The 26,099-nt window shown below is 52.2% G+C and carries 20 protein-coding genes; 17 read left to right on the top strand and 3 right to left on the bottom strand.

The genetic code is table 11. The features are described 5' to 3' along the window. The first annotated feature begins 66 nt into the window (after positions 1-66). The 7 genes from E2980_RS13900 to E2980_RS13930 all read left to right on the top strand — a co-directional run bounded on the left by E2980_RS13900 (position 67) and on the right by E2980_RS13930 (position 8,271). The gene (locus tag E2980_RS13900; RefSeq protein WP_135152781.1) at positions 67-714 is read left to right on the top strand and encodes a hypothetical protein; all 648 of its coding nucleotides are present in this window, start codon (positions 67-69) and stop codon (positions 712-714) included. A 177-nt stretch (positions 715-891) separates the two neighbouring features. Then, the gene (locus E2980_RS13905) at positions 892-2,454 is read left to right on the top strand and encodes a M23 family metallopeptidase (RefSeq protein ID WP_135152782.1); all 1,563 of its coding nucleotides are present in this window, start codon (positions 892-894) and stop codon (positions 2,452-2,454) included. A 164-nt stretch (positions 2,455-2,618) separates the two neighbouring features. Then, a complete protein-coding gene (yycF, locus tag E2980_RS13910) occupies positions 2,619-3,359 on the top strand; it encodes a response regulator YycF (RefSeq protein WP_135152783.1) in 741 nt (246 codons plus the stop codon). After that, complete coding sequence (gene walK, locus E2980_RS13915) at positions 3,356-5,188, top strand: cell wall metabolism sensor histidine kinase WalK (protein ID WP_135152784.1); 1,833 nt, start codon at positions 3,356-3,358, stop codon at positions 5,186-5,188. The genes yycF and walK overlap by 4 nt, the downstream gene beginning before the upstream one ends. Further along, complete coding sequence (yycH, locus tag E2980_RS13920; protein WP_135152785.1) at positions 5,185-6,507, top strand: two-component system activity regulator YycH; 1,323 nt, start codon at positions 5,185-5,187, stop codon at positions 6,505-6,507. Before walK ends, yycH begins: the two co-directional genes overlap by 4 nt. A 20-nt stretch (positions 6,508-6,527) precedes the next feature. Further along, positions 6,528-7,307: a two-component system regulatory protein YycI gene (yycI, locus tag E2980_RS13925; RefSeq protein ID WP_135152786.1), complete on the top strand. Its 780-nt coding sequence runs from the start codon at positions 6,528-6,530 to the stop codon at positions 7,305-7,307. Between the two features lie 145 nt (positions 7,308-7,452). Further along, entirely contained in the window at positions 7,453-8,271 is an 819-nt protein-coding gene (locus E2980_RS13930) for an MBL fold metallo-hydrolase (RefSeq protein ID WP_135152787.1), read from the top strand. On the opposite strand, the gene E2980_RS13935 is transcribed toward E2980_RS13930, so the two are convergent. After that, positions 8,266-8,466, bottom strand: coding sequence for a hypothetical protein (locus E2980_RS13935; protein WP_135152788.1), 201 nt, complete (start codon positions 8,464-8,466; stop codon positions 8,266-8,268). The genes E2980_RS13930 and E2980_RS13935 overlap by 6 nt on opposite strands. A gap of 315 nt (positions 8,467-8,781) precedes the next feature. Between E2980_RS13935 and E2980_RS13940 the strand changes: the two genes are divergently transcribed. The 9 genes from E2980_RS13940 (at position 8,782) to E2980_RS13980 (ending at position 20,919) form a co-directional block, all read left to right on the top strand. Further along, on the top strand, positions 8,782-10,110 hold the full coding sequence (locus tag E2980_RS13940; RefSeq protein WP_135152789.1) for a S1C family serine protease: 1,329 nt from the start codon (positions 8,782-8,784) through the stop codon (positions 10,108-10,110). A 40-nt stretch (positions 10,111-10,150) separates the two neighbouring features. After that, complete coding sequence (locus tag E2980_RS13945) at positions 10,151-10,318, top strand: CxxH/CxxC protein (RefSeq protein ID WP_135152790.1); 168 nt, start codon at positions 10,151-10,153, stop codon at positions 10,316-10,318. 680 nt (positions 10,319-10,998) lie between these two features. After that, a complete protein-coding gene (locus E2980_RS13950; RefSeq protein WP_135152791.1) occupies positions 10,999-12,750 on the top strand; it encodes an ABC transporter ATP-binding protein in 1,752 nt (583 codons plus the stop codon). A gap of 469 nt (positions 12,751-13,219) precedes the next feature. Beyond that, complete coding sequence (locus E2980_RS13955) at positions 13,220-15,241, top strand: ABC transporter ATP-binding protein (RefSeq protein WP_135152792.1); 2,022 nt, start codon at positions 13,220-13,222, stop codon at positions 15,239-15,241. 322 nt (positions 15,242-15,563) lie between these two features. Further along, positions 15,564-16,664 carry a GerAB/ArcD/ProY family transporter gene (locus tag E2980_RS13960; protein ID WP_135152793.1) on the top strand — a complete coding sequence of 367 codons (1,101 nt, stop codon included), beginning with the start codon at positions 15,564-15,566 and terminating at the stop codon, positions 16,662-16,664. Between the two features lie 194 nt (positions 16,665-16,858). Further along, positions 16,859-18,340: a spore germination protein gene (locus E2980_RS13965; protein ID WP_135152794.1), complete on the top strand. Its 1,482-nt coding sequence runs from the start codon at positions 16,859-16,861 to the stop codon at positions 18,338-18,340. An 11-nt stretch (positions 18,341-18,351) separates the two neighbouring features. After that, the gene (locus E2980_RS13970; protein ID WP_135152795.1) at positions 18,352-19,449 is read left to right on the top strand and encodes a GerAB/ArcD/ProY family transporter; all 1,098 of its coding nucleotides are present in this window, start codon (positions 18,352-18,354) and stop codon (positions 19,447-19,449) included. Then, on the top strand, positions 19,449-20,663 hold the full coding sequence (locus E2980_RS13975; RefSeq protein WP_167747124.1) for a Ger(x)C family spore germination protein: 1,215 nt from the start codon (positions 19,449-19,451) through the stop codon (positions 20,661-20,663). Before E2980_RS13970 ends, E2980_RS13975 begins: the two co-directional genes overlap by 1 nt. Before the next feature lie 13 nt (positions 20,664-20,676). Further along, on the top strand, positions 20,677-20,919 hold the full coding sequence (locus tag E2980_RS13980) for a hypothetical protein (protein WP_135152797.1): 243 nt from the start codon (positions 20,677-20,679) through the stop codon (positions 20,917-20,919). Between the two features lie 176 nt (positions 20,920-21,095). Here the strand turns inward: E2980_RS13980 and E2980_RS13985 are convergent, their stop codons facing one another. Further along, entirely contained in the window at positions 21,096-21,251 is a 156-nt protein-coding gene (locus tag E2980_RS13985; RefSeq protein ID WP_135152798.1) for a DUF1540 domain-containing protein, read from the bottom strand. 397 nt (positions 21,252-21,648) lie between these two features. Here E2980_RS13985 and E2980_RS13990 point away from each other — a divergent pair, with 397 nt between their 5' ends. After that, complete coding sequence (locus E2980_RS13990; protein ID WP_135152799.1) at positions 21,649-23,589, top strand: DEAD/DEAH box helicase; 1,941 nt, start codon at positions 21,649-21,651, stop codon at positions 23,587-23,589. A 147-nt stretch (positions 23,590-23,736) separates the two neighbouring features. Here E2980_RS13990 and E2980_RS13995 read toward each other — a convergent pair whose 3' ends face one another. Then, a complete protein-coding gene (locus E2980_RS13995; protein ID WP_135152800.1) occupies positions 23,737-26,016 on the bottom strand; it encodes a bifunctional diguanylate cyclase/phosphodiesterase in 2,280 nt (759 codons plus the stop codon). Positions 26,017-26,099: the final 83 nt, after the last annotated feature.

The raw sequence follows: 26,099 nt of genomic DNA on the forward strand, positions 1-26,099 counted from the left end.
TTGAATGATTAAAGGGAGGTTTGCCCATACTAAAACTATGAAAAGCATATAGCAGGAGGTATCCTAATGTTTAAATGGGTAAGCTGGGTGATCCGGATGGGAGCGACAGCTTTGCTGCTCAGCTTCTTGTGCATATGGACGACGGGCTATATCGTGAACAGTTATATGGAATCGGTAATCAAGCAGCTAGATTTGCCGATAGATATACAGCCGATCGCTTTGTCGGGCATGTGGGGGGGCTTATGGGGCGCGGATAAAGCTCCGAAGGTAGAAGAAGTCGCGAGCCAGCTGGCATCCGAAGAAGCAGATCCGAGTTCTTCCCCATCGAATTCAGCGGAGGAGCCCGTTACGGAAAGTCCGGACTCGGAAGCGGGAGGCATCGTCCCGAGTTTTCCGAATGGGGAAGCTAACCCCAGCCCAAGTCTTGATCCCGAGGTAAGCGAAGACGATTCGGTTCCGGTGTTTAACGGCGAAGCAGGCATGAAACAATTGAGCGATGAGGACAGACAAGCATTGTATGCGATGGTCGTATCCAAGCTGGATCAGTCGCAGTTGAAGCAGCTGTCGGACTCGTTAAAAGGAGGGCTGACCTCGGAGGAGCTAACCCAACTGGAAAGCATGCTCAAAGCTACCTTGACGGATGAGGAATACTCTCAAATGATGGAAATTCTTCAGAGTTCCAAGAAAACGGATTTAGACCCTGTTTCAGAGTAAATAAAACGGTTACATTATTAATAGCCACCGGAGAAATGACCGGGGGCTATTGCCATTTTTCATAATTCTAATCTGGCCAAACGGTTGATAGATTTGCCGGACGTATGCTAAAGTTAGGTACGAACTTTTGCCAAAACCGGGAAAAGAATACCGAAAGTTAGCGAAAAGGAGCAAATCATGGCCGTTTTCAGGGGAATGGATCGAATCCGGAAATTGATTACCGCAACGCGGCAAACCTTCCGGCATGTTCGGTCCACGCAATTGAAAGGCAAGTCCGTAAGCCATCAGCAGACGCAACCTATTCTCAGCCATATATTCCGCCATTATCGCCATCCTCTTATCGTGACAGCCTGTGGCATTTTCGCAGTAGCCGCGGTCGGAATCGGAGGGCAACAATATGTGCAAGCCCATAGCGTTAATTATTATAGCGTGCTCCTTGACGGTAAACCCGTAGGAGAGATCAGCAGCCAGGAAAAGGTTGAGCAGCTACTGGCAGCCAAAGCTTCCGAGCTGGAGAAAGCAGACACCCCCGTACGCTTCGTGCTGGATGAAGATCAGGTCACATTCGAGCCTGAAAGGGCTTACAATCCGAAGACAGACGACGAAGGGACGTTAACGCGTCTTGCGGGAATGCTTCAAACCCATCCGGTCGGCGTAAAGGTGATCATCAATGGCAAAGAAGTTGGCGTCGTACGCGACCAGCAAGCGGCGGATAAGCTGCTGCAGCGGGTCAAGAATAAATATGTTCCCGCTAGACTTACCGTAAAAAAAGCGGCAACCGAAGTTCAGTCCTTGTCGATGAAAGCGGGGGCGACCGCAGCGGCCGCCAAACCGGAACGTATCGTTACTTCGGTCAGTTTCGTGGAGAAGGTTCAGACGGTCACGGCGGATATCGAGGCTTCGCAGCTGTCGGATCCGGAAGAACTATACCGCAAGTTGACGGAAGGGGAGCCGATTCCGAAGAAATACACGGTAAAGAAAGGCGATTGCATAGGATGCATTGCCTCTAAGCTGAACGTTTCCGAGAATCTGATCTACGACAATAACAAATGGATCAAGAACGATAGCATCAAGATCGGCGATGTATTGGATCTGTCCCAGGAAAAGCCGCCGATTCTGAACGTGAAGTCGGAGGAGCGAGTCACGGAGATCGAAGCCATCGAGCCGCCGGTCGAATATAGGAAGAGCGATTCCATGAAGCTGGGACAGCAAAAGGTGCTTCGAGAAGGAACGGAAGGCAAGCAACAGGTAACCTACCGTTTCCTTAAGCGCAACGGATCGCTGATCGAAGAAGAACAAATCGCGCAGAAAGTGCTGAAGAAGCCTATCTCTACGATTATTCTCAAGGGCACGAAGGTTATTCGCGGCGAAGGCTCCGGGAAATTCTCGTGGCCGGTCATGGGAGCCCGGATCACGAGTTACATGGGCGCCAGATGGGGCCGGATGCACAACGGAATCGACATCGTCGGCAAGAGCAGCATTTTAGCGGCCGATGAAGGGGTTATCGAGTATGCAGGCTACAAGTCGGGCGGGTTAGGCAACGCTGTTATCATTAACCATAACAATGGATTTAAGACCGTTTACGGCCATATGAAGAGCGTTAATGTGAAGAAAGGCCAGATCGTCGAGAAGGGCGATGTTATCGGCATCATGGGCAGCACCGGGCGATCTACCGGAACCCATCTTCATTTCGAAGTGCATTTGAATGGCAAGATGAAGAATCCGACAAGTTACCTGTAAAAATAAAAAAAACCAGTCCAAACCCTACAAAAGGTTTCGGACTGGTTTTTGCTTGCGCTAGATTAGGGACTATGGAACTCCCACGAAACGCCATTGGGGTCTTGACCGCATTATGGTAAGATAACAATAGAATAGCTTCCGAGAAGCGGAAGGCGGTGACGCGAATGTTGGGTAAAATACTGGTCGTTGACGATGAGCGGCCGATTGCGGATATTCTTAAATTCAATCTTGAAAAAGAAGGCTACGAGGTCGTCTGCGCATTTGACGGGGAGGCGGCGGTTCGCCTCGCGTTCGAGGAGGAGCCGGATCTGATCCTGCTCGACTTGATGCTCCCCATTAAGGATGGAATGGACGTCTGCCGTGAAGTACGGACGCGGTTATCGACGCCTATCATTATGTTAACGGCCAAGGACAACGAGATCGACAAGGTGCTTGGGCTGGAGCTCGGCGCCGACGACTATGTGACGAAACCGTTCGGTACGCGGGAGTTGCTCGCCCGGGTGAAGGCGCATCTGCGCCGCCAGAGAAAGGTCGAGCCGATCAGGGCGGACGAGGACGTGCAGCCGGAATCGGAGCGGCAGGGCTTAAAGCTGTTTAATCTGTTCATCGACACGGATATGTACGTCGTCTATAAGAACAATCTGCCCCTCGATCTTACTCACCGGGAATTCGAGCTTGTTCATTACCTTGCCAAGAATAGCGGCAAAGTAATGACGCGCGAGCACTTATTGCAGGCGGTGTGGGGCTTCGAGTATTTCGGGGACGTGCGCACGGTTGACGTTACGATCCGCCGGCTTCGGGAGAAGCTTGAAGACGATCCTAGCCGCCCGGAGATCATTATGACGAGGCGCGGCCTGGGTTATTTGGTGCGTAATCCGAAAATGACGGGCGGTCATTACGGATGAGAGGCGTACGTTTGTTGCGCAGCATTCAGATTAAATTGATTACGATGGTGCTGCTGCTCATCCTGATCGCGGTTCAATTAATCGGGGTGTACTTCATCAGCACGATGAAGAATTCCCTGATCGACAGCTTTACCGATAATTTGAATAAGCAGGCGAACCTGCTGACTTTCTTGACGGCTTCGAACCTTTTTTCGGACAATAAGGATACGACATCCCAAGCGGACTTGGAAGCGAAGCTTAGCGACCTCATCAGAGGCTTCGATACGATCAGCGGCGCGCAGATACAGGTTCTGGATGCGGGAGGCAAGGTGCTCGCTACCTCCAATCCCACCCAGAAATCGTATATCGGCCAGAAGAATACTTCCCTCCTCGTTAGCCGCGCGCTGCAAGGCGTCCGCGATAACGAGGAAGACATCATCGATGAAAACAACACGCGCAATAAGGTTCTTGCTAAGCCGGTATTCAGCGAAGGCAAGATCGTAGGCGCTATCTATGTCGTCGCCTCCATGAAGGACCTCTACGCGACGATGGAAGGCATTAACCGAATTTTCGTCTCGGCGACCTTAATCGCGCTCGGGCTGACCGCCATTCTCGGCGTTCTTCTCGCCGGGACGATCACATCGCCGATCAAGGCGCTTACTCGGCAAGCGACGGCGGTCGCCGAAGGGCGGTTCGACGAGCGGGTGCCCGTGTTCGGAAAGGACGAGATTGGCCAGCTTAGCGTGGCCTTCAACGACATGACCGATCGACTCAGCGATGCCTTATCGATTAACGAGGAAGAGAAAGAGAAGTTAGCGTCCATTCTCTCCAATATGAGCGATGGCGTCCTCGCCACGGACGAACTTGGGCGGGTCATCGTGACTAACCGAAGGGCAAGAGGAATGCTGGGAATATCGGAACTGAAGGATGGAACGACGTTATCCGAAGCTCTCGATATGGAGAAGGAACCGATCGCCGACACCCTTCAGGGAAAGGAATCCTCGCTTCTGTTGAACCGGGTGCTGGATGACCAGGAAGAAGAGCTTGTGTTCCGGGTAACCCTGACGCCTATCCGCCGCAGGGACAAGGGCGTGGCCGGGGCGATCGCGGTGCTTCAGGATGTAACCGAGATGGAGAAGCTGGAGCAATCCCGCAGGGAGTTCGTCGCGAACGTCTCTCATGAACTAAGAACGCCGCTCACAACCATTAAGAGCTACGCGGAAGCGCTGGACGACGGGGCGTTGGACGAGCCGCCGCTCGCCGACCGGTTCGTGGGCGTCATCCGAAGCGAGACCGAGCGGATGATCCGCCTTGTGACCGATCTCCTCCACTTATCCCGATTCGATTCCCGCCGCAATCAGCTTCGCCGGCAGAAAACGGATTTGGCCGATATGCTGGAGGAAGTGGTCGACCGGTTCTCGTTCCAATTGCGACAGAAGGCGATTACCGTGACCGTGAAGGTCGACAACAAGCAGAAGACGGCATGGCTGGACCGGGACGGCATCGACCAAGTGCTCGACAACCTCGTGTCCAACGCCATTAAATATACGCTAGACGGCGGTTCGATCGACATTTCCGCCAAGAGCAATGAAGCGGGTCAGCTGGCGATCGCTATCAAAGATACCGGAATCGGGATTCCGAAGAAGGATTTGAACCGGATATTCGAGCGGTTCTACCGGGTGGACAAAGCCCGTTCGCGTAATATGGGCGGCACGGGACTGGGCTTATCGATTGCCCGGGAAATCGTACGCGCGCACGGCGGTTCGATTACGCTCGATTCCGAATCGAACGTGGGAACCGTCGTTACGGTGCTGCTGCCGATCGTACCGGAAGGAAGTGAGACCGCATGATCGAGAAGGGTAAATCGGTACTGCTATTCTTGCTCGTGGTCGTTAGCCTCGTTCAGAGTTATTTTCTAGCTTATAGTACTCCCTACATGGAAGCCAAAGTAAAGACGGATCTTGATTACGTAAAGACGGAGCCGCTAGGCACGGAAGAAGATGTGAAGAACCTGATTTTCCCCGAGCAGCTCGTCATTCATTTGGGTAACGATAAACATACGGTATTCTATCCGAGTACCAAGACTTATTACGAGTTAATTCTTGATAAGCTGATAATCCGCGAATTCAAAGGTATGCAGCGCGATACGGTGAATTCCGTGGATTGGGATCAAATCAGGCGCGAGAATCAAGGGGTAGAGCTTCGCTTCGGCAGGGCTGTGCCTTTCGATCTGCTACAACGGGTGTTCAAGATCGATCGCGACTTCCTGTTCTTCGGGGATTCGATCGACCGCATCTGGATCTACAAGACCAAAGGCAACGACGAAGTGAGAACGTTCTTCTTCAGTTCCGACGGAAGGTTCGTGTACGAATCCCAACGGGCGGATTTAACGGTCGGGGACGTTGAGGGCTACGTGGGCTTCGGACAATACTGGGATCCGTATTACACGATCGACGGCAACCTCTACATTCCCGAGAAACCGATTACGAAATTGCTAGCTATGGAGGTCGCGTTCGACCGGTACACGACGGAGCAGATGCAAGATAACCTGTTCTTCGATCCGGGAAGCACGAGAACGATCCAAGACAGCAAATCCGGACCGAAATTCTACACGGACGGCAGGGGGAGCGGGCTTAAGATAGAGCAGGACGGATCGTGGTTGTCGTATACCGATTCCGTCGCGCCAGTCGGAGGAGATAACGACCTGGTCGATAACGTGATGGCCGCGGTTAGTTTCGTGAACCAACATGGAGGATGGAACGGCAAGCATCAGTTTGTGAAAGAAACCAATACCGAGACGGGCTGCGCGGTGATCCGGTTCCAGCAATACTACGAGGAAGTTCCTATCGTGTCAGGCGGCGGGATGAACTTCGGATTCATGCAGCTCACGATGCAGCAAGGCGGAGTGTCCTCGTATAATCGGTCTTTAGTCGTACTCGGCGACAAAACGACGAACAAGAGCCTAAAGCAACTGCCCGGCGGAGACGAGTTAAGGAAGATTATTCAGAACAAGGATTCCGGCGGCAGGGAAATCGAGGCGTTGTTCCCGGCTCTCAGGCCGACGATGAAGAAGGATACGGTAGTCTTAAGTCCGGTCTGGGCGGTTAGGCTGGCCGATGGCGAAGTGAACATTATCGCCGATTCCGGACCGGTCATCGCAAACAAATAACGCGAAGGGAGGAGAAGCGGATGGACTGGAGACGTGCGAAAAGCGTATTGATCTTCTCTTTCCTCCTGTTGAATATCGTACTCGGATATCAATTGTGGACGGAGTGGCGGGAACGATTGAATACGGCGGTCGACTGGACCTCCCTCCCTCCCGAGACGTTGCAATTCATGCGCGATAATAACATACAAGTGGTCGACAACGCCAAGATTCCGACGGAGACGCCGGCTATGCGGGAATTGACTTATATTTTCAAGCAGCGGGCCGGGGACAGCATTAATGATCGGGTAGCGATTCAGCAAACGCCGGAAACAAGATTCGTGTTTAATCAACAAGAGCTTGCGAACGCGTTAGGCGGGGTCGTTCCCGAGCTTGGCAGCTATACGTTGGATTGGCCGGCAAGCAAGGAGGGCGTGTACTTCGTCTTAAATCGGATGGAAGGCGCATGGCCGATGTTCGACATCAACTTGAATCTCTATTATAGCGAGCAGAAAATCAGAGCTTACGCGCAGGATCTCGTAGAGATTCAATCTACGACAGGCGTGAAAGAGCAGCAAGTACTGCCTGCGACTAAAGCGTTGGCCAAGGTCATCGAGAGAAATTTGCCGGCGGGATCGGTCATCAAGGAAATTCGGCTGGGATACCACGGGGAAATATTCGACGACGCGGAAGCGGAAGTACTGCAAGTATCATCCCCCTCTTGGAGGGTTCTGCTGGAGAATAGCGAAGAAGTGTATTACGTCAATGCGATTACCGCGGAAGTGACGACAGAGAAAGGCGAGGTTCTCGTTAATCCTAAATAAGTTAGTATTGGCGGGATAAGAGCTTCGTTCCGTAAACTATCAGAAAGTATATTTTTCTATGTCTTTATTCTCATCTGATAGCACGTTACAAACGTATTAGCCGTCCCATGGACAGCGAAGCCGTTTTACTTGGAGGAAAGAAATCATGGGACTTCGATTTACGGTATTGTCCAGCGGATCAACCGGCAACGCGACCGTCGTGTCTACGGACTCGGCGACGGTGCTTATCGATGTTGGATTCAGCGGGAAAAAGGTAGAGGAATTAATGAGAGAAAGAGAGATTTCCGGAGAAAATCTGGATGCGATATTCGTCACGCATGAGCATTCCGATCACATTAAAGGACTGGGAGCCTTCGCTCGAAAGCATAAGCTTCCCGTATATGCCAACGAGAAGACGTGGGGAGCGATGCTGCGGACGGTCGGCGATATCTCGGACGACCAACGAAGGATACTCCCAACCGACGGCGTGATGGAGATCGCGGATATGCGAATCGAATCCTATGCGATATCTCACGATGCCGTGGAGCCTGTGGGTTACTGCTTTCAGGCGGACGGGGCGAAGCTAAGCTTGGCCACGGATCTCGGCTATGTGAGCGACAAGGTGATGCGCCAGCTGCAGGATTCCGACGTGATGGTGCTAGAGTCGAATCATGACGTCGAAATGCTGCGAATGGGAAGGTATCCGTGGAACATCAAGCGGCGGATATTAGGCGATACCGGGCATCTGTCCAACGAAGCTGCCGGGGAAGCGTTGTGCAGCCTGTTGACGGGAAGCTTGCGAAGGGTCTACTTAGCGCATTTAAGCCAGGAGCATAATTTAATGGATTTGGCTAAACTGACGGTGAATACAGTATTAGAGAACAATGGCTTTTTCTATCATAAGAATGAATTCGAGCTATGCGATACTTATCATGACCGGCCGACTCCCTGGGACGAAGTGAGAAGTCAAATGAGAAAATTATAACAAGAGCTGCCTGTCGAGTTCCGCTTCCATCTCCGCTGCCTTGTCGCGGATTTCGTCCGGTGTCAGGAGGCCTTTCTCGACCAGCAACTCTATGAGCGTACTGACGGCAAGGAGTTGCCTGTAGTGGTCATGCTTCATATCCGACACCTGAGAAGCCAGGTCAAGGAAATGCCATCCGTATTCCGTTGATCTCATGGACATCCTTCCTTTCTTTACCTGCGGAATATGAGGGGAAAACACTTGTTTGTCCTCTCTCAATCTATTACTATTCTAGTCAAAACGTTTAAAAACATTCCTATTATTTTAGTTTCGCAGTATAGAAACCGAATAACGAGATATGATAAGCATAAAGGGCTGTCGCCGTTCTTGCGATGGCGGCAAAGATTTATGTCGGAGACGATTCAGAAATGGATAGAGTAATAGGATGCATTCTGAATCGCGGTTAAGAGGATTGCCCGCAGCGGTGAGGGGGACGTTAGGTTCCCTAATAGAAGGATGGTGCATGACCGTATGAGCTTGTTCGATGATGATTTCTATTCCACGCGGGTGAAAAGAAGTTCGCGAAACAACGATGGCTCCCCATTTCGGCCCTTCCGGGGATCACGCAATGGGTCCACGTTCCGCATTGCCATTATTTCTTCCGTTGCCAGCTCGCTTTTCGTGGCATTCTTATTCATTATCCTGAACGGCGGAGGCAAGGCGGAGCCTGAAGCCAGGCCGGCACTGACAGGAGGTCAGGCGCTGGTAGAGACGTCGGAGAGGATTATTTCCGCCTCCGAGAAAGTACGACCGGCGGTTGTCAGCATCATCAACGTTACGAATCAAGCTCTCGAGCAACAGGATGACGAGGGCAAGCTTGGCGAGGACGAAATTCCGTACAACGCGAGCATGGGGTCGGGCGTTATTTTCCACAAAAAAGACGGCAAGGCCTACATTATCACGAACGCGCATGTTATTCAGGATGCCGGGCAATTGGAAGCGGTCCTGGTTAACGGGGATAAGAAAGAAGCAACGATCGTCGGCTTGGATATCGTAACAGACCTCGCGGTGTTGCAAGTGGACGCGGAAGGGATCGATACCGTCGTCGAGATCGGCGATTCCGGCAAGCTGAGGGTCGGCGAGATGGTCATCGCGATCGGCAACCCGTTAGGATTCGGCGATTCGCTTACGCAAGGTATCGTATCTTCGACGAAGCGGATTATACCGGTCTCGATTAATCAAGACGGCAATTACGATTGGGAGCAGGAAGTGATCCAAACGGACGCGGCTATCAATCAAGGCAATAGCGGCGGGGCACTGGTCGACTTGGACGGCAAGCTCGTCGGGATCAACAGCATGAAGATCGCGGATATGGGAGTCGAAGGCATCGGATTCGCGATCCCGATCGATGACGCAATGCCTATCCTGAACGCTTTGCTGGAGGACGGCAAGGTATCCAGACCTTATATGGGCGTCTACACGATGGATTTGGGCTTATATCTCGATAGTCCTCAGGCGGACGACTCGGATGAGGAAGCCGGGGAACAGCCTGCCGAAGACGAAGTTGAAGGTGAGGGCGAAGGCGAGGAGTTCGAGATTGCCGCGCCCGTCATTCCCGAAGGCATAACCGAAGGGGTCCTCGTGCTGGAAGCAGTCGGTCCATCGCTTGATGCGGGATTGGAGTTTAACGACATCATCGTCGCGCTTGACGGAAAAGCGATCGAAAGCACGATCGATCTCCGCAAATATTTGTATAACGCCAAAAAAATCGGGGAATCGTTGAAAGTAACGTATTACCGCGACGGGAAGAAAAAAACTCTCGATGTGAAGCTTGAGGAAAAAGCGGAAGAACAAGAATAGCGTTAAGCCGGGTAGAAGCGGGCAAGAAGGGAACATAAACATGTACTGTGTATGCCGCGAGCACGTTGAGCTTGCGATCGATAAATTCGTCGACGAATACGAGGATGCTCCCGATCTGGTGAATCTCCAGACGACGACTTTCTCGGCATGGGTACCTCCGGAGCATTGCGAGTGGTGCGGTAACAAGGCGGAAGTGTTGGTCGTATAAAGTGGATTAATCGGAAAGCCGCGAACTCCTTATTTGAGGGGGTTTGCGGCTTTATTTGAGGCTTAGCTAATTCTAAGTGTAAAATCTACACTAATATTGACGGAAAAGCGTGGAGAAGGCATTTTAGTTGCAAAAGCATTGTGCACGTAGTTTGTGTTTTGAGCAAGCTATGCCTGAATTAGATGTATTTTCTGCAATTAGGTAAGTTCGGGAGTGAAGCGAGTTCAACGTGGATTTATTTCCGTTGCAAGAGGCGTTAACAAAAAAGAACTAAAAAATTTACCAAATGCCCGTTGACAGCTTTCGGGGGGCGATGGTAAAGTGACACATATACTTTGATGAACGGAAAGGAGGGTTACGACATGCGCAACGGAGATCATGACGGAATTAGAATGCTCGTTAACGGAGCATTGGTATTTGTTCGGTATGGTCGTAACCCTCTCGCGAACAATCATTGACGGCTAGAGAATGGCGGATTCTCTAAGTTGGCTTTGATGAGGCGCATGGTTACGGTGACGTAATCGTGCGCCTTTTTTATCGCATCGGGTAGTTGTAGCGGTCTTATAGACGTCTTCAGCTCCGTATGCGGCAGGGGAATGGGTAACCATCCTTTGGGGGCGTATCGCTTACGGCGGTATGCCTTTTTTGTTCTTCATTTAGAAGGGTGTGAACATATAGATATGTTTATCGTATTGAAGAAATTAAGCTGGTTTTTCAAAATGCACTGGAAGCGGTATGCGATTGCGATCGTGCTTCTGACCATCGTGGGCATCATGGACGTTATCCCTCCTAAGCTGATCGGTGTGGCGATTGACGGCATTCATCAGGAGACGCTGACTTCGGCTAAACTGACGGAGCTGCTTCTCTTCTGGATAGGTCTTACCGTCGTCGGGTATGGCATCACTTATGTTTGGCTATATCAACTGTTCGGCGGCGCGTTCGTGCTGGAGCGGCTTCTTCGTTCCCGTCTGATGCGGCATTTGCTAAAAATGAATCCAACGTTCTACGAGCGCAACCGCACTGGCGACCTAATGGCTAGGGCCACTAATGATCTCGGAGCGGTGTCGGTGACGGCCGGCTTCGGCATCTTGACGCTCATCGACTCGACTTTATTCATGGCAACGATCCTTGTGGTGATGGCCGGATTAATCAGCTGGAAGCTGACGCTTGCGGCGATGCTGCCCCTGCCGATCATGGCGCTGCTCATGCAGCACTTCGGCAAGAAGATTCACGACCGGTTCATGAAGTCCCAGGATGCCTTCGGCAGCTTGAACGATCAGGTGCTGGAATCGGTATCCGGGGTACGGGTCATCCGGGCTTTCGTTCAGGAGCAGGCGGATCGGAAACGATTCAGTAACTCGACGGACGACGTGTTTAACAAGAATATTCAAGTTGCCAAGATAGACGCTTTATTCGAGCCGACGGTGAAAATTTTGGTGGGCATAAGTTACTTAATCGGATTGTGTTATGGCGCTGTACTCGTATTCAGGGGAGAAATTACCCTTGGTGAAATGGTATCGTTCAACATGTTCCTCGGAATGCTGATCTGGCCGATGTTCGCCATTGGCGAGCTGATCAACATCATGCAGCGGGGTAACGCCTCTCTAGATCGAATCAACGAAACATTGGGCGTGAAGGAGGATGTGAAGGAAGTCGAGGAGCCGGTCGATCTGGCGGTTCCGGAATCGATCGCGTTCGATCGCGTAACTTTCCGATATCCTTCCTCTTCGATCGATAATCTGGTGGACATTTCGTTCTCGCTTCGCAGAGGCCAGACGCTTGGAATCGTGGGACGTACCGGAAGCGGGAAAACGACTTTACTTAAGCAGCTATTGCGCGAATATCCGATGGGAGAAGGAAGTCTCACGGTCGGCGGAGTTCCCTTGACCGAGCTTGAACTGAATAGGTTGCGGAGCTGGATCGGCTACGTGCCGCAACAGCCGATTCTGTTCAGCAAGACGATCCGCGAGAACATCTGGTTCGGAACGACGGACGAAGCGAAAGAGGAGGACCGATTGAACCGGGCTCTGGAGCTGGCCGCGTTCCGCAAGGACGTCACGTTCCTTCCAGAAGGTATGGAGACGCTCGTTGGCGAGAAGGGCGTCGCTTTGTCCGGAGGACAGAAGCAGCGCGTGAGCATCGCGAGGGCGGTCATCGCCGATCCCGAGATTCTAATGCTTGACGATGCGCTATCGGCAGTAGACGCAAAGACGGAGACCGAGATCCTAGAGGGTATCCGCAACGAACGCGCAGGCAAGACGACGATCATCACGACGCACCGCCTTACCGCCGTACAGCACGCGGATTGGATCATCGTACTCGACGAAGGCCGGGTCACGGAAGAAGGCACGCATGAACAGCTGCTGCAGCTCGGCGGATGGTATAAAGAACAGTATGATCGGCAACAGCTAGCTTCGATCGTGGAAGCTTAAGAACATGGGTAGATTGGCGGCCGAGTTAGCTTATAAATCGAATTAACTCCGCCCGTCGCAGTCAAATGGAGCCGAGATAGTAAAGAAAGTTTGCTAACTCCTCCCGCCGTAGTCGAATGGAGCCGAGATAGTAAAGAAAGTTTGCTAACTCCGCCCGTCGCAGTCAAATGGAGCCGAGATAGTAAAGAAAGTTTGCTAACTCCGCCCGTCGCAGTCAAATGGAGCCGAGATAGTAAAGAAAGTTTGCTAACTCTGACCGTCGTAGTCGAATGGAGCCGAGATAGTAAAGAAAGTTTGCTAACTCTGACCGTCGTAGTCGAATGGAGCCGAGATAGTAAAGAAAGTTTGCTAACTCCTCCCGTCGTAGTCAAATGGAGCCGAGATAGTAGAAAAGTTTGCTAACTCCGCTCGCCGCGGCGGGAATGAGCCTTTTGCAAGAGTCAAAGAAGAAGCGTAGGTGACATTATTCATGGGTAATAACGGCAAACGATTGTTTCAATATGCATTGAATTACAAAAAACCGATACTGCTGGCGCTTGTGCTGCTATTAATGGCGGTAGGCGTTGAGCTAATCGGTCCGTTCCTTGCCAAGCGGATGATCGATACGAACATTATGGGTATCGAGAAGCCTTGGTACGATACGGAGCAAAACGAGAAGTATGCGGTCGCATATGATGGCGGCTGGTACAAGAGAGAGGACCACTTCGCGGCAGGAGAGGCGAAGGGGCGCGAAGTACGCGTTCTGCAGTCCGGAAGAAACTATTACTTCGTCGACGCGGACGGCGTCCCGGATACCGGCAAACGGACATTCGGAGACGGTCAACTATCTATCGTGGGGGAGGACGGGAGCAAGCAATTGTTTCCCGCAACCCGGTTATCGTTAGGCGATACGTATGAATTCTACAAACCGGAATTCCGCAGTATTTTCCTCCTAGCGATCAGTTACGTCGGATTGTTATTGATCGGCGCGGTGCTCGCTTACTGGCAGAGACTGCTGCTGCAAGTAACCGCGAACCGGATCGTCCGCAAGATGCGCAACGACGTCTTCCGGCACATTCAACGGCTCCCGGTGCAGTATTTCGATAACCTGCCTGCGGGTAAAGTCGTAGCCAGGGTGACAAACGATACGGAAGCGATAAGGGAATTGTACGTATCGGTTCTCGCCAACTTTTTCTCCGGGATCATCTATATCGCGGCGATCGTCGGCGCGTTGTTCTTGCTCGATACGAACCTGGCGCTTATCGCGCTGCCGTTGATCCCGATTCTGTACGTGTGGATCATCGTCTATCGCAAGTTCGCGGCCAAATACAACCATGTCATTCGTTCTCGCTTGAGCGATATTAACGGCATGATCAACGAGTCGATCCAAGGGATGCCGATCATTCAGGCTTTCCGCAAAGAGAAGGAAACGATGGATGAGTTCCACGAGATGAACGACGAGTATTTTAAGTACCAGAACAAGCTTCTTACCTTGAATTCCGTCACCTCGCATAACTTGGTTAACGTGTTCCGGAACGTATTGTTCATCGCGGTCGTATGGATGTTCGCGGGCGATTGGCTGGGCGCGGCAGTAACGGTGGGCGTCCTGTACGCTTTCATCGACTACATGAACCGGATGATGCATCCGATCGTCGGGATCGTGAACCAGTTGTCGAATCTGGAGGTAGCGCGGGTATCGGCGGAGCGGGTGTTCACGCTGCTTGACGAGCCCGGCATCGAGGTGTCCGACAGCCGTATGGAGCGGTACAAAGGAAACGTGAGCTTCGAGGATGTAACCTTCGGCTACAAGCCGGGCGAGGATGTGCTGAAGAACATCACTTTCCGCGCGAGACAAGGAGAGACGGTTGCTCTGGTCGGACATACGGGCTCCGGCAAAAGCTCGATCTTGAACCTGTTATTCCGCTTCTATGATGTAGAGCGGGGAGCCATCACGGTGGACGGAATCGACGTTCGGGAGATGACGAAGCAGGAGCTCCGCCAGCACATGGGCATCGTGTTGCAGGATCCGTTCCTGTTCACGGGAACGATCGCTTCCAATGTTAGCTTAGACGATCCGTCCATTTCCCGGGAAAAGGTGGAGCAGGCGCTTCGCGACGTGGGCGCTTACGCCATGTTCATGCAGCTGCCGGGCGGACTGGATGAACCGGTGATCGAGAAGGGAAGCACGTTGTCCGCGGGACAGAGGCAGCTAATCTCGTTCGCTCGGGCGCTGGCGTTCGATCCGGCGATCTTGATTCTCGACGAAGCGACGGCGAGCATCGACACGGAGACGGAAGCGATCATCCAAGGCGCGCTCGACGTGCTGAAGCGCGGGCGGACGACGTTCGTCATTGCCCATAGGCTATCGACCATCCGGGCGGCCGATCAGATTCTCGTGCTCGACCGGGGCCGGATCACGGAGCGCGGCAACCACGACGAGCTGATGGAGCAAGGCGGCAAGTACTACGCCATGTACCAGCTGCAGCAGGGTTCTGCGGTAACCGTAGCTTAATTAAAAGAGGGAGAACTCGCGGCGGATGCCGCCGGGTTCTCCCTCTTTTTGTTCAATAGAAGTGAGCGGCTTAGGAGTGCAGTAATTTGAGTTAGTCTAACAAATTGGGTGATGGGAGTGGCTTAGGTGCGCCGTAGTTTGAGTTGGTCTAACTAATTGCTCACCGCAGTTAGGATTTACCGAACTTATAATAGGAGGTTGTCCCTGAGTCGAGAGATCAATGGGCAGCCTCTATTTTTGTTGTCTTCGCGGACGCGCATGATTTCGGAGCTGCTGGAAATATTAACTACAAGATTATCATTTATTCCAATGAGGTGGCCTAATGGAAAGAATCAGCCAATCTCAATTGGCCTCCTTGATTATCCTGTTCCAGATCGGAAGCTCCCCATTGTTTCTTCTCGCTAGCGAAGCGGGCACGGATGCGTGGTTGTCTGTCTTCATCGGAATGTTGTGCGGGATGGCGGTACTCATCGCGGTAACGTTGCCGATCTACCGTAAGACGCCTGATAAGAACCTCGCCGAGATCTTTACCGGAACATTCGGCAAGGTGGCCGGGAGCCTCTTCGGGGTAACATACGTCGTCTACTTTGGATACAAAGCGGTCAGAAATGTCCGCGAGTTTAGCGATCTGATGATTCTATACCTGCTGCCGACGACGCCATTATGGTTTATTATGTTCGTCTTCTTGGCCGTAGCCGGATATGCCATCTGCCAGGGAATCGAGGTGTTCGCGCGCATCGCAGAAATCTTGCTTCCCATCATTATCATTGTCTATATCGTTCTGTTCTTTATGATTTATTGTACGGGCATCTTTGATTATCAACGCTTGCTGCCGATACTAGATGACGGCTTGAAGAAGGTAGCGGACGCCGCGATTCCGGAACTGATTTCTTTTCCTTTCGGGGAGATGGTGTTGTTCCTGATGTTCTGGAAGCATGCCAGCCCGAGCGCCCGCACGACGAGAACAACCTTGTTCAGCTTTTTGTTCGCAGGCACTTTCATTACTTTGACCAATATCGTTATCATCGGCAGCTTAGGAACGTTATCGGGTATCAGCGTCGTTCCTCTCATGCAAGTCGTTAATCTCGTGCAATTTGCCAATTTCGTTGAACGATTAGACCCTGTCGTGGCCTTGTTGCTATTTGCCGGCGTGTTCATGAAGATGACCGCTTACTTCTTCGGGACGACGCTAGTATTCACCCAAGTGTTCCGAATGAATCGTCGGAAGGCCGTTATCCCCGTTGGCCTGCTCATCTTCATGGGTTCGTTAATGTTCAGAAGCTATATGCAGCATATTTGGTTCGGGTTCGAGAAGAATCTGAAATTCCATTTTCCGATTTTTCAAATCGGTATCCCGGTCTTCCTGCTGTTGGCCGTAATCCTTAAATCTCGCCTTCAGGGAAGCAAATCTCCGCCGTCTTAAACCTATATCCAGAGGAGGAGACCCCCCTGAAACCTTGGAAAATCCCTTTTTTAAGCGGAAAAAGGAAAAGAGGCAGCCAAAGTCGCAACAACGCCGCTCAAAATGATAAACGTGACGCGACAAAGAGCACCCAGGACTCAAGCTCCAAGGATTCGAAGTCTCTCGTATCGACCGAAATCGCGGATAATCTCCGTATGATTCAAACCGTGCTCGGAACGAGCTCCGACATCGTCGTTCGGAAAATTAACGATGATTCTACGGGCTTGGACGGCGTTGCCTTCGTATATATCTACGACTTAATCGATCAACAGACGGTCAATCAGATGATCCTGCACCCCCTAATGACGGAAATAGGCGAACAAACGTCACCGTCATCGTCGTCGGAGTGGCTGAAAATTATTAAAAACAAGGTGTTATCCGTCGGACAAGTGAAAGAATTGCATTCGATGGATGAAGCGGTGAATCAGCTCCTTGAAGGCTGTACGCTCGTCTTCCTGCAAGGCTGTACGGTTGCTCTGGCGGCTAACACCTATGGCGGGGAATATCGATCGATTGAGGAGCCCAGCTCGCAAACCGTTATCCGCGGGCCAAAGGAAAGCTTCACGGAGAATATCAAGACGAATATATCCTTAATGCGAAGACGCATCAAATCCACCGAACTAAGGGTAGAGCTAAGGCAAATAGGCAAACAAACAAAGACGCACGTCGGGATCATGTTCCTAAAAGGAATCGCCAAAGATAAGATCGTCGAGGAAATTCGAACTAGGCTGAATCGCATCGATACGGATAGCATTCTGGAGAGCGCGTATATCGAGGAGTTCATTCAAGACGCGAACATGACCCCGTTCCCGACCATAGAGAACACGGAGAGGCCGGACGCTGCGGCTGCGGGAATACTTGAAGGTCAAATTGCGATCATCGTGGACGGAACCCCATTCGTGCTTCTTGCGCCGGTCACGTTCGTACGGTTTTTCCAATCCAGCGAGGATTTCTATCAACGGTACGATATCGCTACCTTCTTGCGAATCATTCGCTACGTATCGTTCTTCATCTCTATGTTGTTACCCTCATTGTTCATAGCGATCTCGACTTTCCATCAAGAGATGCTTCCGACGCCTTTGCTCATCAGCTTAGCGGCGCAACGCGAAGGCGTGCCTTTCCCCGCTATCGTCGAGGCATTGCTCATGGAGATTACGTTCGAGGTGTTGCGCGAAGCGGGGGTGCGCATGCCGAGGGTGATCGGCCCCGCGATATCCATCGTTGGAGCGCTCGTGTTGGGGCAAGCGGCCGTGCAAGCGGGACTGGTCTCCGCCGCTATGGTCATTGTCGTATCGTTCACCGCGATTGCCAACTTCGTCATTCCCGCGATTAACATGGCCATCGCCGCAAGGCTCATCCGCTTCGTCATGATGATATTGGGCGGAACGCTTGGTCTGTTCGGAATCATGTCGGGAATGATGGTGATCTTAATTCATCTCGCCGGACTTAGGTCATTCGGCGTGCCCTATCTAGCCCCGTTATCTCCGTTTATTTGGACCAATTGGAAAGATACGTTCATCCGCGTCCCGCAGTGGGCGATGAAGAAGCGCCCGCCGACGATGGCATCGAAGAATAACATAACGAGACAAGGCAAAGGACAGAAGCCGGCTCCTCCCGGCCCCAATTCGGATACTTAGGAGTTGCGCTCATGCAGATGGAGCAAAAGCAAAAGATATCCACACTCCAAGCGATCATTCTCGTGGTGCAATCTATAATGCCTACGGCCGTTTTAGTTGTACCCTCTATTGCCATCGGAGCCGCTTCACAGGATGCTTGGATTTCGATTGTCTTAGCTTGGGTTTTCGGCGTCGTTCTGGCTCTGCTGTTCGGTTCCATCTGCATGCGGAATCCGGGAGTGCCCTTCCTGACATTACTGGAGAATAAGTTGGGTAGAACGGTCAGTATCATTACCGGAATCCTCTTGGCGCAGTACTACTTAGCCACTACGGCGTCCATACTGAGAGAGTCCGTTAACTTTATTTCCGAGCAGTTTCTTACGAAAACCCCCGTCATTGTCCTTGCCGCGGTATCGTTGATAGTCGTAATCTATGCGGTTTCGCATGGAATCGAAGTCATCGCACGCATTAGCATTATCGTATTTATGGGAGCGATTCATTTTCTTGCAATATATGTTGTTCTGCAATTAAATCAAATTGATTTGAAGTATTTATTTCCCATAGCGGAATCCGGAATATCGCGGATCATTCAAGGGGGGCTTCCTCCGTATGGATGGTTCTCCGAAGCGGCTTTTCTTCTGCTTCTTTCCCCTTATTTGAATAAACCCGGTCACTCTCGGGCGATTGGAGTTCTGGGAGTTACCATCGCCGGAGGGCAGTTGCTCGTAATCGTGCTGCTGGTGCTGTTTGTATTCGGACCGGAGTTGCCCAAGATGCTTTCCTACCCTACGTTCGCGATAACGGAGATCTTCTTGGAAAGGATAGACATTTTGTTTATTTGCATATGGATCGCAACGATGTATATGAAGCTTTGCATTTTCTTCTTCGGAACGGTCCACTGCATCGTTCATTTATTCAGGATTCGCTTCGAGAAGCCCTTCCTTATCGTGCTCGGTGTTCTCGTGCTGCTGACCGCCATCTATTCATGGCCTAGTAACGCGTCCATCAGCGAGCACCAAGAATTCACGTCGTTTCCTTTTTTGTTCTTGGTTAATGCGTTGCTGCCTTTCGCGTTATGGATAGGGTTGCGGTGGAAGGGACGCAACAATCTGGGGTCGGGAGGATCATGATGCGGAGAATAGCGCGGGTATTCCTCTTATCTATCGGAATGTGCTTAGTAACGACTGGCTGTTGGGACCGGACGGAGCTTAACGAGCTTGCGATCACATCGGCCACGGCGATCGATTGGGAGGATGGGCAATGGGTCGTTTCCTACCAGGTCGTTATCCCTTCTGCCATATCGGCAGCGATGTCAGCCGTTGGGGAAGGGGCTTCTAAATTACCGGTTATCGTCTATTCCACGAAAGGCAAAACGATCCGCGATGCGGTGTGGCATAGTTCGCTCGAAAGCCCGCGCAAGCTGTTCTTCTCGCATACTCGCGTCATTGTCGTAAGCAATATTGCCGCCAAGCAAGGTCTAGGCCCCCTTATGGACGTCTATTTTCGAAATCCGGATTCCAGGGAAACGGTAAGCGTGTTAATCGCGGAGGGGAACGCACGGAAGATTCTTGAGCAATTGATGCAAATTCAGATCATCCCGGGGGATGGGATCGAGGAAATGATGAGGAGGGAAGCAGCCGACTTCTCTGCACTGCCGAATGTCAGGATATACGATCTCGCGATGGGAATCGTAAGTCCGGCCCACAGCGCCGTATTGCCCGAGATCCTCGTATCCGGTTCTCCGGGGGTCACATCGGTGGACGCGATGAATAGGACGTCTCTTACATCCAAGCTTAGATTAGGCAGATTGGCGGTGATCAGGGGAGATAAAATGATCGGTTGGTTGACGAGAAACGAAGCCATGGGGGTCGCATTCATGCGCGACGAAATAAATGCCACGACGTTCTCGTTTCCTTGTCATTCGCAGGATAGGAAGGAAAGTTCCGCCTTCAGACTCAACCATTCCTCCACGAAGGTAACGCCCCGTAAATCCGGAGATCATTACGCGATGGAAATCGCGGTCAAAGGCGAGGGGATGCTTCTTGAGACCAATTGCGATCTGGATTTAAATAAGCCGGAAGTCATCAAAGAAATGGAGAAGCAACTTGAAATCAAAGTGAAAGATATGATCAAGACATCCTGGAACGCGACGAAGAACCTGCAAACGGATATCTTAGGTTTTGCCGACGTCATCCATCGCAAATATCCGAAGCAATGGAAGCAGCTGAAGAAGGATTGGCCGGCATCCTTCGTGCAGGTGAAAATCGATCCGCATGTAAAAATCACGATAAAAAGAATGGGGCTAAGCAAAAAATCGTTCAAATCGATCACGGAGAATAACTAGAGGAGGATAAAACATGGAGAGCGTAATCTTCTGCATTATCGCGTATGTGATCCTCCTATGGGTTGGTTTGCGCTCAATTCGAAAGAAAGGCTTGAAACGGGAGATGGTCTGGTATACCGGACTGGTTGGTTGGTGCTTCTATATGACCGTTGCCCAAATGTTTCGTTTGCCTTCGGGCTCCATTATTCACTTGCAAAAGTTGACGTTCGCTCCCATGGGCCAATGGATAAGATATATGTTGGAAGGTTCGACGTAGTTGAATGAGATGATTTGACAATTTAGTGATAATAATTCTCATTTTGGTTACAATACAAGGGAACGAGCGCGATGTGCTATTAGCGGCAGTTAGAGCAAGACAAAAGGCGGTTATTAGACAAAAGGCATCCCCGACGGATGCCCTTTGCCTTGCAGGTACGCACGAGCTTGCGTTCCCTAGATTTTCGGTTCGAACGTCTTGCAGTCTGTTTCCTCCGAATGGGAGGCTTGCTTGTTGCGGTTGTTGACGACATAGATCGAAGAGGCGTTGCAGGCGTTCCCAGGCGCCCAATACTTGCAGGAATTCACTTCGCAGAGTACATCCTTAGCCATTGCTCATTTCACCTCCTGTCACTAGGATGGTCGAAGGCGGTCGCTTTATACGCGCGGATTCCCGCTTACTTCCCCCGTTGGGGGGAGTAAGGGGTTTTTTTGGCGTGTGGCAGCGGGTGCTCGAGTGTAATAATTCGACTAACTCGAACTACGATACACATGAGTGACTCTCAGCGCCCAATTAGTTCGACTAACTCGAACGAGGAAGCACATGGGTGCTCTATAGTTCCTTTGGGACTCGGCCGATTCGGGTTCTTTTGCGCGGATTCGCGCGGAAGTTACATGCGGAAGGCCCGGATGTGGTAGGATAGAGGGTAATGGCTAAAGAATCGGATGGATAAGATGGGTTTGGTTTGGGAAGCCAATGAGTTAGGGATTAGAGGATGGAGTGGTTTAAATGACGGACTTTGCGGAATTAGGCGTGTCAGAAGGACGGGCAGCGATACTGAAAGCGATGGGGATCGTAACGCCGACGCCGGTGCAGGAGGAAACGATTCCGATCGTGATCGCCGGGCATGACGTAATCAGCCAAGCGCAGACGGGTACGGGTAAAACATTGGCGTTCGTGCTGCCGATGCTGGACAAAATCAAGACGGACCAGCCTTACGTGCAGGGGCTAATCGTAACGCCTACGCGGGAGCTTGCGATACAGATTACGGCGGAGATCAAGAAGCTGCTTACGCCGGAAGACGGGATCAAAGTGCTTGCCGTATATGGCGGACAAGACGTGGAAGCACAGCTATTCAAGCTGAAAGGCAGCATCCATCTGGTGGTGGCTACACCGGGCAGGCTGCTCGACCACATTCGGCGGGAAACGATCACGCTTGGCGGCGTGAAAATGCTCGTCTTGGACGAGGCGGATCAGATGCTTCACATGGGCTTCCTTAAAGAAGTCGAAGAGATTCTGCACCAGACGCCTTATAAGAAGCAAGCGATGCTGTTCTCGGCTACGATGCCGGCCTCGATCCGGGAAATGGCGGGGCGCATCCTTCGCAATCCGCAGCATGTTACGGTGAAAGCCGAGAGAGTAACCGTGAAGGACATTCGTCAGTGGGTCGTCGAGACATCGGATCGGGCGAAGCAAGATACGCTAGTGAAGTTATTGGAAGTGACGCAGCCTTACTTGAGCATTATTTTCTGCAGGACGAAGCGCCGGGCGAATGCGCTCAACGTGGCGTTGCAAGAATTGGGTTATTCCTCGGACGAGCTGCATGGCGACTTGTCGCAGGCGAAGCGCGAGCAAGTTATGAAGCGATTCCGCGATGCGCGTCTCCAGTTGCTTGTCGCGACGGACATTGCCGCGCGCGGGTTGGATGTGGAAGGCGTTACTCACGTGTTCAATTATGACGTACCGGAAGACGTGGAGAGCTACATTCACCGGATCGGACGGACAGGACGCGCGGGCGAAAAAGGGTTAGCGATTACTTTGATCGCGCCGAAGGATCGCCGGGAGCTTGCGGACATCGAGAACGGCATCCAGATGGCGATGGAGCGCAGAAGCGAAGAAGGCGCGAAGCTTGGCGGCGGAGGACTGGAAGGTCCGCGCAGCACGGGAGGGCTTGGACGCGGCGGAAGCGGCGGCGGTCGGTCGGCCCGTGGCGGCGGCGCAGGGCAGGCTAAGAGTCGCAGCGGCGGTGCGGCGCGTGGAGGCGACAAGCCGTATGGCGCGGGAGCAGGCAGTGGGCGCGGCGGCGATAAGCGGCGCGGCGCAGTGGCGAAGCCGGGCTCGGGCAACCGCTCGAGCACGGGCGAGTGGGTGGATCGCGGGCAGAGCCGCGAAGCGGTAAGCGCTGGGCGCGGCGGTCGGTCTTCAGCGAGCGCCGAGGCTTCGGACGAGGCGATCGGGTTCTCGTTCGACGGCGAGCGCGGAGCGCGCGGGGGCAGAAGCGCGGGAGCTGGCACGGGGCGCAAGCCTGCAGGCGCTCGCGGCGGTTTTGGCCGGCCGGCGGGTGCTGGCGGTGCCGGCAGAGCCGGCGGGTTCGGCGGGCGCAAGTCCGCGGATGAGCGCGGCGGTCGTTCGGGAGCGGGTTTCGGTCGTGCTGCGGCGGATGAACGCGGAGCGGGTCGTCCTAGCGCGGGCGGCGGTACGAGCAGGCGGAATTCCGCCGAACGGATGGCGGAACGCGCGGCCGACAATGCTAGGGCCGAGCGCGGCGACAGTCGTGGCGGCGGCGGTTTTGGCCGTTCCTCCGGAGGAGCTGGCGCAAGCGGCGGTTTCTCCAAAGGCGGTCGCTCGTCCGGACCGAGGAGCGGCGGCGGCAAAGGCGGCTTCAAAGGTCCGGGAGGACCTTCCGGCGGTGGCCGGAGCGGCGGTCGCGGCGCTTCGCGCGGCAGATAAAACAAACAAAAGTCTTCAAGATCACGCCCGATGCGGCGGTCTTGAAGACTTTTTTCAACGATTTAGAATGTATAGAATTACGCTATTCATTTCTGAATCGTCTCCGACATAAACCTATGCCGCCATCCCAAGGACGGCGACAGCCGTTTATGCTTGTCCCTTCACAATAGCCGATTGCTTGTGCAGCAGCTGCTCGATCATTTCGGCAGGCTGAGGCTTGTGGAAGATAAACCCTTGAATTTCATGGCACTGGTTATCCTGAAGAAAGGATAACTGCTCGCTCGTTTCCACGCCTTCCGCTATGATAGATAGATTTAGGCGGTCCGCGATAAGCAGCATGGCCAAAATGATCGCTTCGTCTTTATGATCGCGGGAAATTCCGTTGATGAAGGAACGATCTATCTTGATTTTGTCGACGGGCAGTTTCTTTAGATATGCGAGAGAGGAATATTGGGTTCCGAAATCATCGATGGAGATCTTGAAGCCCATGTCCCGCAGCTCTTGAAGGGTAGCTTGTTTGTCATCCTTCATGGCCATGTTCTCCGTGATTTCCAGCTCGATATCTCCCGGATCCAATTGGTTGTCCTCTACGATCTGCTTGATTCTTTCCGTCAAATCCTTCTGACCGAATTGTCTTGCCGATAGGTTGACGGCAATGCGAATCGGCGGGAAACCGGCTTGCCGCCAGGCTTTGCTCTGCGCGCACACCATCTGAAGAACCCGTTCGCCAATCGGGACGATCAGTCCCGAATCTTCTGCGATCGGAATGAAGCTGCTCGGCGGAATCAAGCCCCGCATGGGATGGTTCCAGCGAATTAGAGCCTCGAGACCGATGATTCTACCGGATGGAACGTCAACTTGCGGCTGGTAGTGGATAAGAAACTCGTCCCGTTCCAGAGCGCGGCGAAGGCTGTTCTTGATCTCCATCGTCTCTTTGGCGTCAGGAAACATCGTTCCGTCGAAGAACCGGTATTGGTTCTTTCCCTCTTCCTTCGCACGGTACATGGCGAGGTCTGCATTTCGCATCAGCGTGATGTCATCCTCGCCATTATCCGGGTAGAGCGCTACGCCGATGCTGGTCGTTACGAAATATTCCGTATCCTTCAGCAGGAAGGGCTGTTGGAATAATTCACGAACCTGAATAGCGATGTCTCTAGCTTGATCCGAAGAAACGACGTTCGGCACGATAATCGTAAATTCATCGCCGCCGATGCGGGAGATCGATTCGCCGCCATTCAACGCCCAAGATAATCTTTGGCCTACTTCCTTCAGGAGAATATCGCCATAGATGTGTCCAAGCGTATCGTTAATCGATTTGAAATGATCCAAGTCTAGGTACAGAACCGCTAACGTTAGCCCGGATTCCTTGCTCTTTTCAATGAGGTTCCCCAGATGTTCGTTGAAATACGTCCGATTGTACAAGCCTGTAACGGCGTCGTGATAAGCCATGTACCGGACGGCTTGCTCCTTATTTTCCAGAAGATTCAGTTGTCCTCGCAGTTCTTCTTCCGCTTGTTCCAGATTGTTTGTACGTACATTCACCAAGCTCTGAAGCTTGGCTTTCTGAGTAAGCTGGACATACAGGAAATAAAGAATCATGAGCAGGGAAAAGGCGCAGATCAGTTGTATGACTTTAATCTTCGAATGAACGGAGTCCAGGAAGACTTTCCGTGGTACCGCGGCAATTTCCCAATAGCCTTCCATCAATTCAACCTCTTCCAGAAGCTTCGGGGAATCGAATAGCTTGGGATCCCCCAAGAGATGCCGGCCATTACCCCTCACGGCAAAGTCGATCCCTTTGTACGCATTGAACAAATCGGCTTCCTGCAGGATCGGGGTAATATCGAGTACGACGGAGACGAAGCCCCAGAACCGGTTATCTATATAGATGGATTGCCTGGACATTAGCCCGACACCGCCTTGCGCCAGTTCGCGAGGACCTAGCACCGTGATGTCGTCGGTGAGTTGGGCTCTCTGGGCATTCTTGCGGACGGACGGGTCTTTGGCGGTGAAAACATTTAAGCCGAGAATTTTCTCGTTGCCGACGGACGGGTAAACGTATTTCGCTATTCCGTTAGGATAGATGGAGAAGTTGCGAATCCCCTCTATCTGACCCATGAATTGAGTTGCGAAGGTATCAAAATAGGCGGGGTTGATCTCATCGTTATGCGAAAGTTCGTTGACTACGAAGGCTTTTAAACCATTTGAGAGTAAGAGTCTGCTATCGATTGCAGACGCGAGAGCGGAGGCATTCGCGGTCAGCTGGTAGGCGGCGTCTCTATAGATTTCCTTCGTAAGTTGTTTCTTATAGACATTCGTGAACAAGCCGAGCAGGCTTCCCAGAATCACGGTCGTGCAGATCAAGATGGTCCAGATGCTAGCCGGAGCTGAATAGGAACGGGTAGATGTGATGGATGGCAGGGTCATGTAGCGTCGCTCCTGGGTGTAATTTGACGAAATGATGATGGTTTCACTATTTTACCTCATAAATAGTAATCATGTAGAAGAAA

The sequence above is a fragment of the Cohnella luojiensis genome (assembly GCF_004564235.1).
Taxonomy (GTDB): domain Bacteria; phylum Bacillota; class Bacilli; order Paenibacillales; family Paenibacillaceae; genus Cohnella; species Cohnella luojiensis.

What these genes read in the sequence shown, in the direction of transcription:
- E2980_RS13900 (WP_135152781.1), top strand. Translation starts at nt 67, where the DNA reads ATGTTTAAATGGGTAAGCTGGGTGATCCGGATGGGAGCGACAGCTTTG.
- E2980_RS13905 (WP_135152782.1), top strand. Translation starts at nt 892, where the DNA reads ATGGCCGTTTTCAGGGGAATGGATCGAATCCGGAAATTGATTACCGCA.
- yycF (WP_135152783.1), top strand. Translation starts at nt 2,619, where the DNA reads ATGTTGGGTAAAATACTGGTCGTTGACGATGAGCGGCCGATTGCGGAT.
- walK (WP_135152784.1), top strand. Translation starts at nt 3,356, where the DNA reads ATGAGAGGCGTACGTTTGTTGCGCAGCATTCAGATTAAATTGATTACG.
- yycH (WP_135152785.1), top strand. Translation starts at nt 5,185, where the DNA reads ATGATCGAGAAGGGTAAATCGGTACTGCTATTCTTGCTCGTGGTCGTT.
- yycI (WP_135152786.1), top strand. Translation starts at nt 6,528, where the DNA reads ATGGACTGGAGACGTGCGAAAAGCGTATTGATCTTCTCTTTCCTCCTG.
- E2980_RS13930 (WP_135152787.1), top strand. Translation starts at nt 7,453, where the DNA reads ATGGGACTTCGATTTACGGTATTGTCCAGCGGATCAACCGGCAACGCG.
- E2980_RS13935 (WP_135152788.1), bottom strand. Translation starts at nt 8,466, where the DNA reads ATGAGATCAACGGAATACGGATGGCATTTCCTTGACCTGGCTTCTCAG.
- E2980_RS13940 (WP_135152789.1), top strand. Translation starts at nt 8,782, where the DNA reads ATGAGCTTGTTCGATGATGATTTCTATTCCACGCGGGTGAAAAGAAGT.
- E2980_RS13945 (WP_135152790.1), top strand. Translation starts at nt 10,151, where the DNA reads ATGTACTGTGTATGCCGCGAGCACGTTGAGCTTGCGATCGATAAATTC.
- E2980_RS13950 (WP_135152791.1), top strand. Translation starts at nt 10,999, where the DNA reads ATGTTTATCGTATTGAAGAAATTAAGCTGGTTTTTCAAAATGCACTGG.
- E2980_RS13955 (WP_135152792.1), top strand. Translation starts at nt 13,220, where the DNA reads ATGGGTAATAACGGCAAACGATTGTTTCAATATGCATTGAATTACAAA.
- E2980_RS13960 (WP_135152793.1), top strand. Translation starts at nt 15,564, where the DNA reads ATGGAAAGAATCAGCCAATCTCAATTGGCCTCCTTGATTATCCTGTTC.
- E2980_RS13965 (WP_135152794.1), top strand. Translation starts at nt 16,859, where the DNA reads ATGATTCAAACCGTGCTCGGAACGAGCTCCGACATCGTCGTTCGGAAA.
- E2980_RS13970 (WP_135152795.1), top strand. Translation starts at nt 18,352, where the DNA reads ATGCAGATGGAGCAAAAGCAAAAGATATCCACACTCCAAGCGATCATT.
- E2980_RS13975 (WP_167747124.1), top strand. Translation starts at nt 19,449, where the DNA reads ATGCGGAGAATAGCGCGGGTATTCCTCTTATCTATCGGAATGTGCTTA.
- E2980_RS13980 (WP_135152797.1), top strand. Translation starts at nt 20,677, where the DNA reads ATGGAGAGCGTAATCTTCTGCATTATCGCGTATGTGATCCTCCTATGG.
- E2980_RS13985 (WP_135152798.1), bottom strand. Translation starts at nt 21,251, where the DNA reads ATGGCTAAGGATGTACTCTGCGAAGTGAATTCCTGCAAGTATTGGGCG.
- E2980_RS13990 (WP_135152799.1), top strand. Translation starts at nt 21,649, where the DNA reads ATGACGGACTTTGCGGAATTAGGCGTGTCAGAAGGACGGGCAGCGATA.
- E2980_RS13995 (WP_135152800.1), bottom strand. Translation starts at nt 26,016, where the DNA reads ATGACCCTGCCATCCATCACATCTACCCGTTCCTATTCAGCTCCGGCT.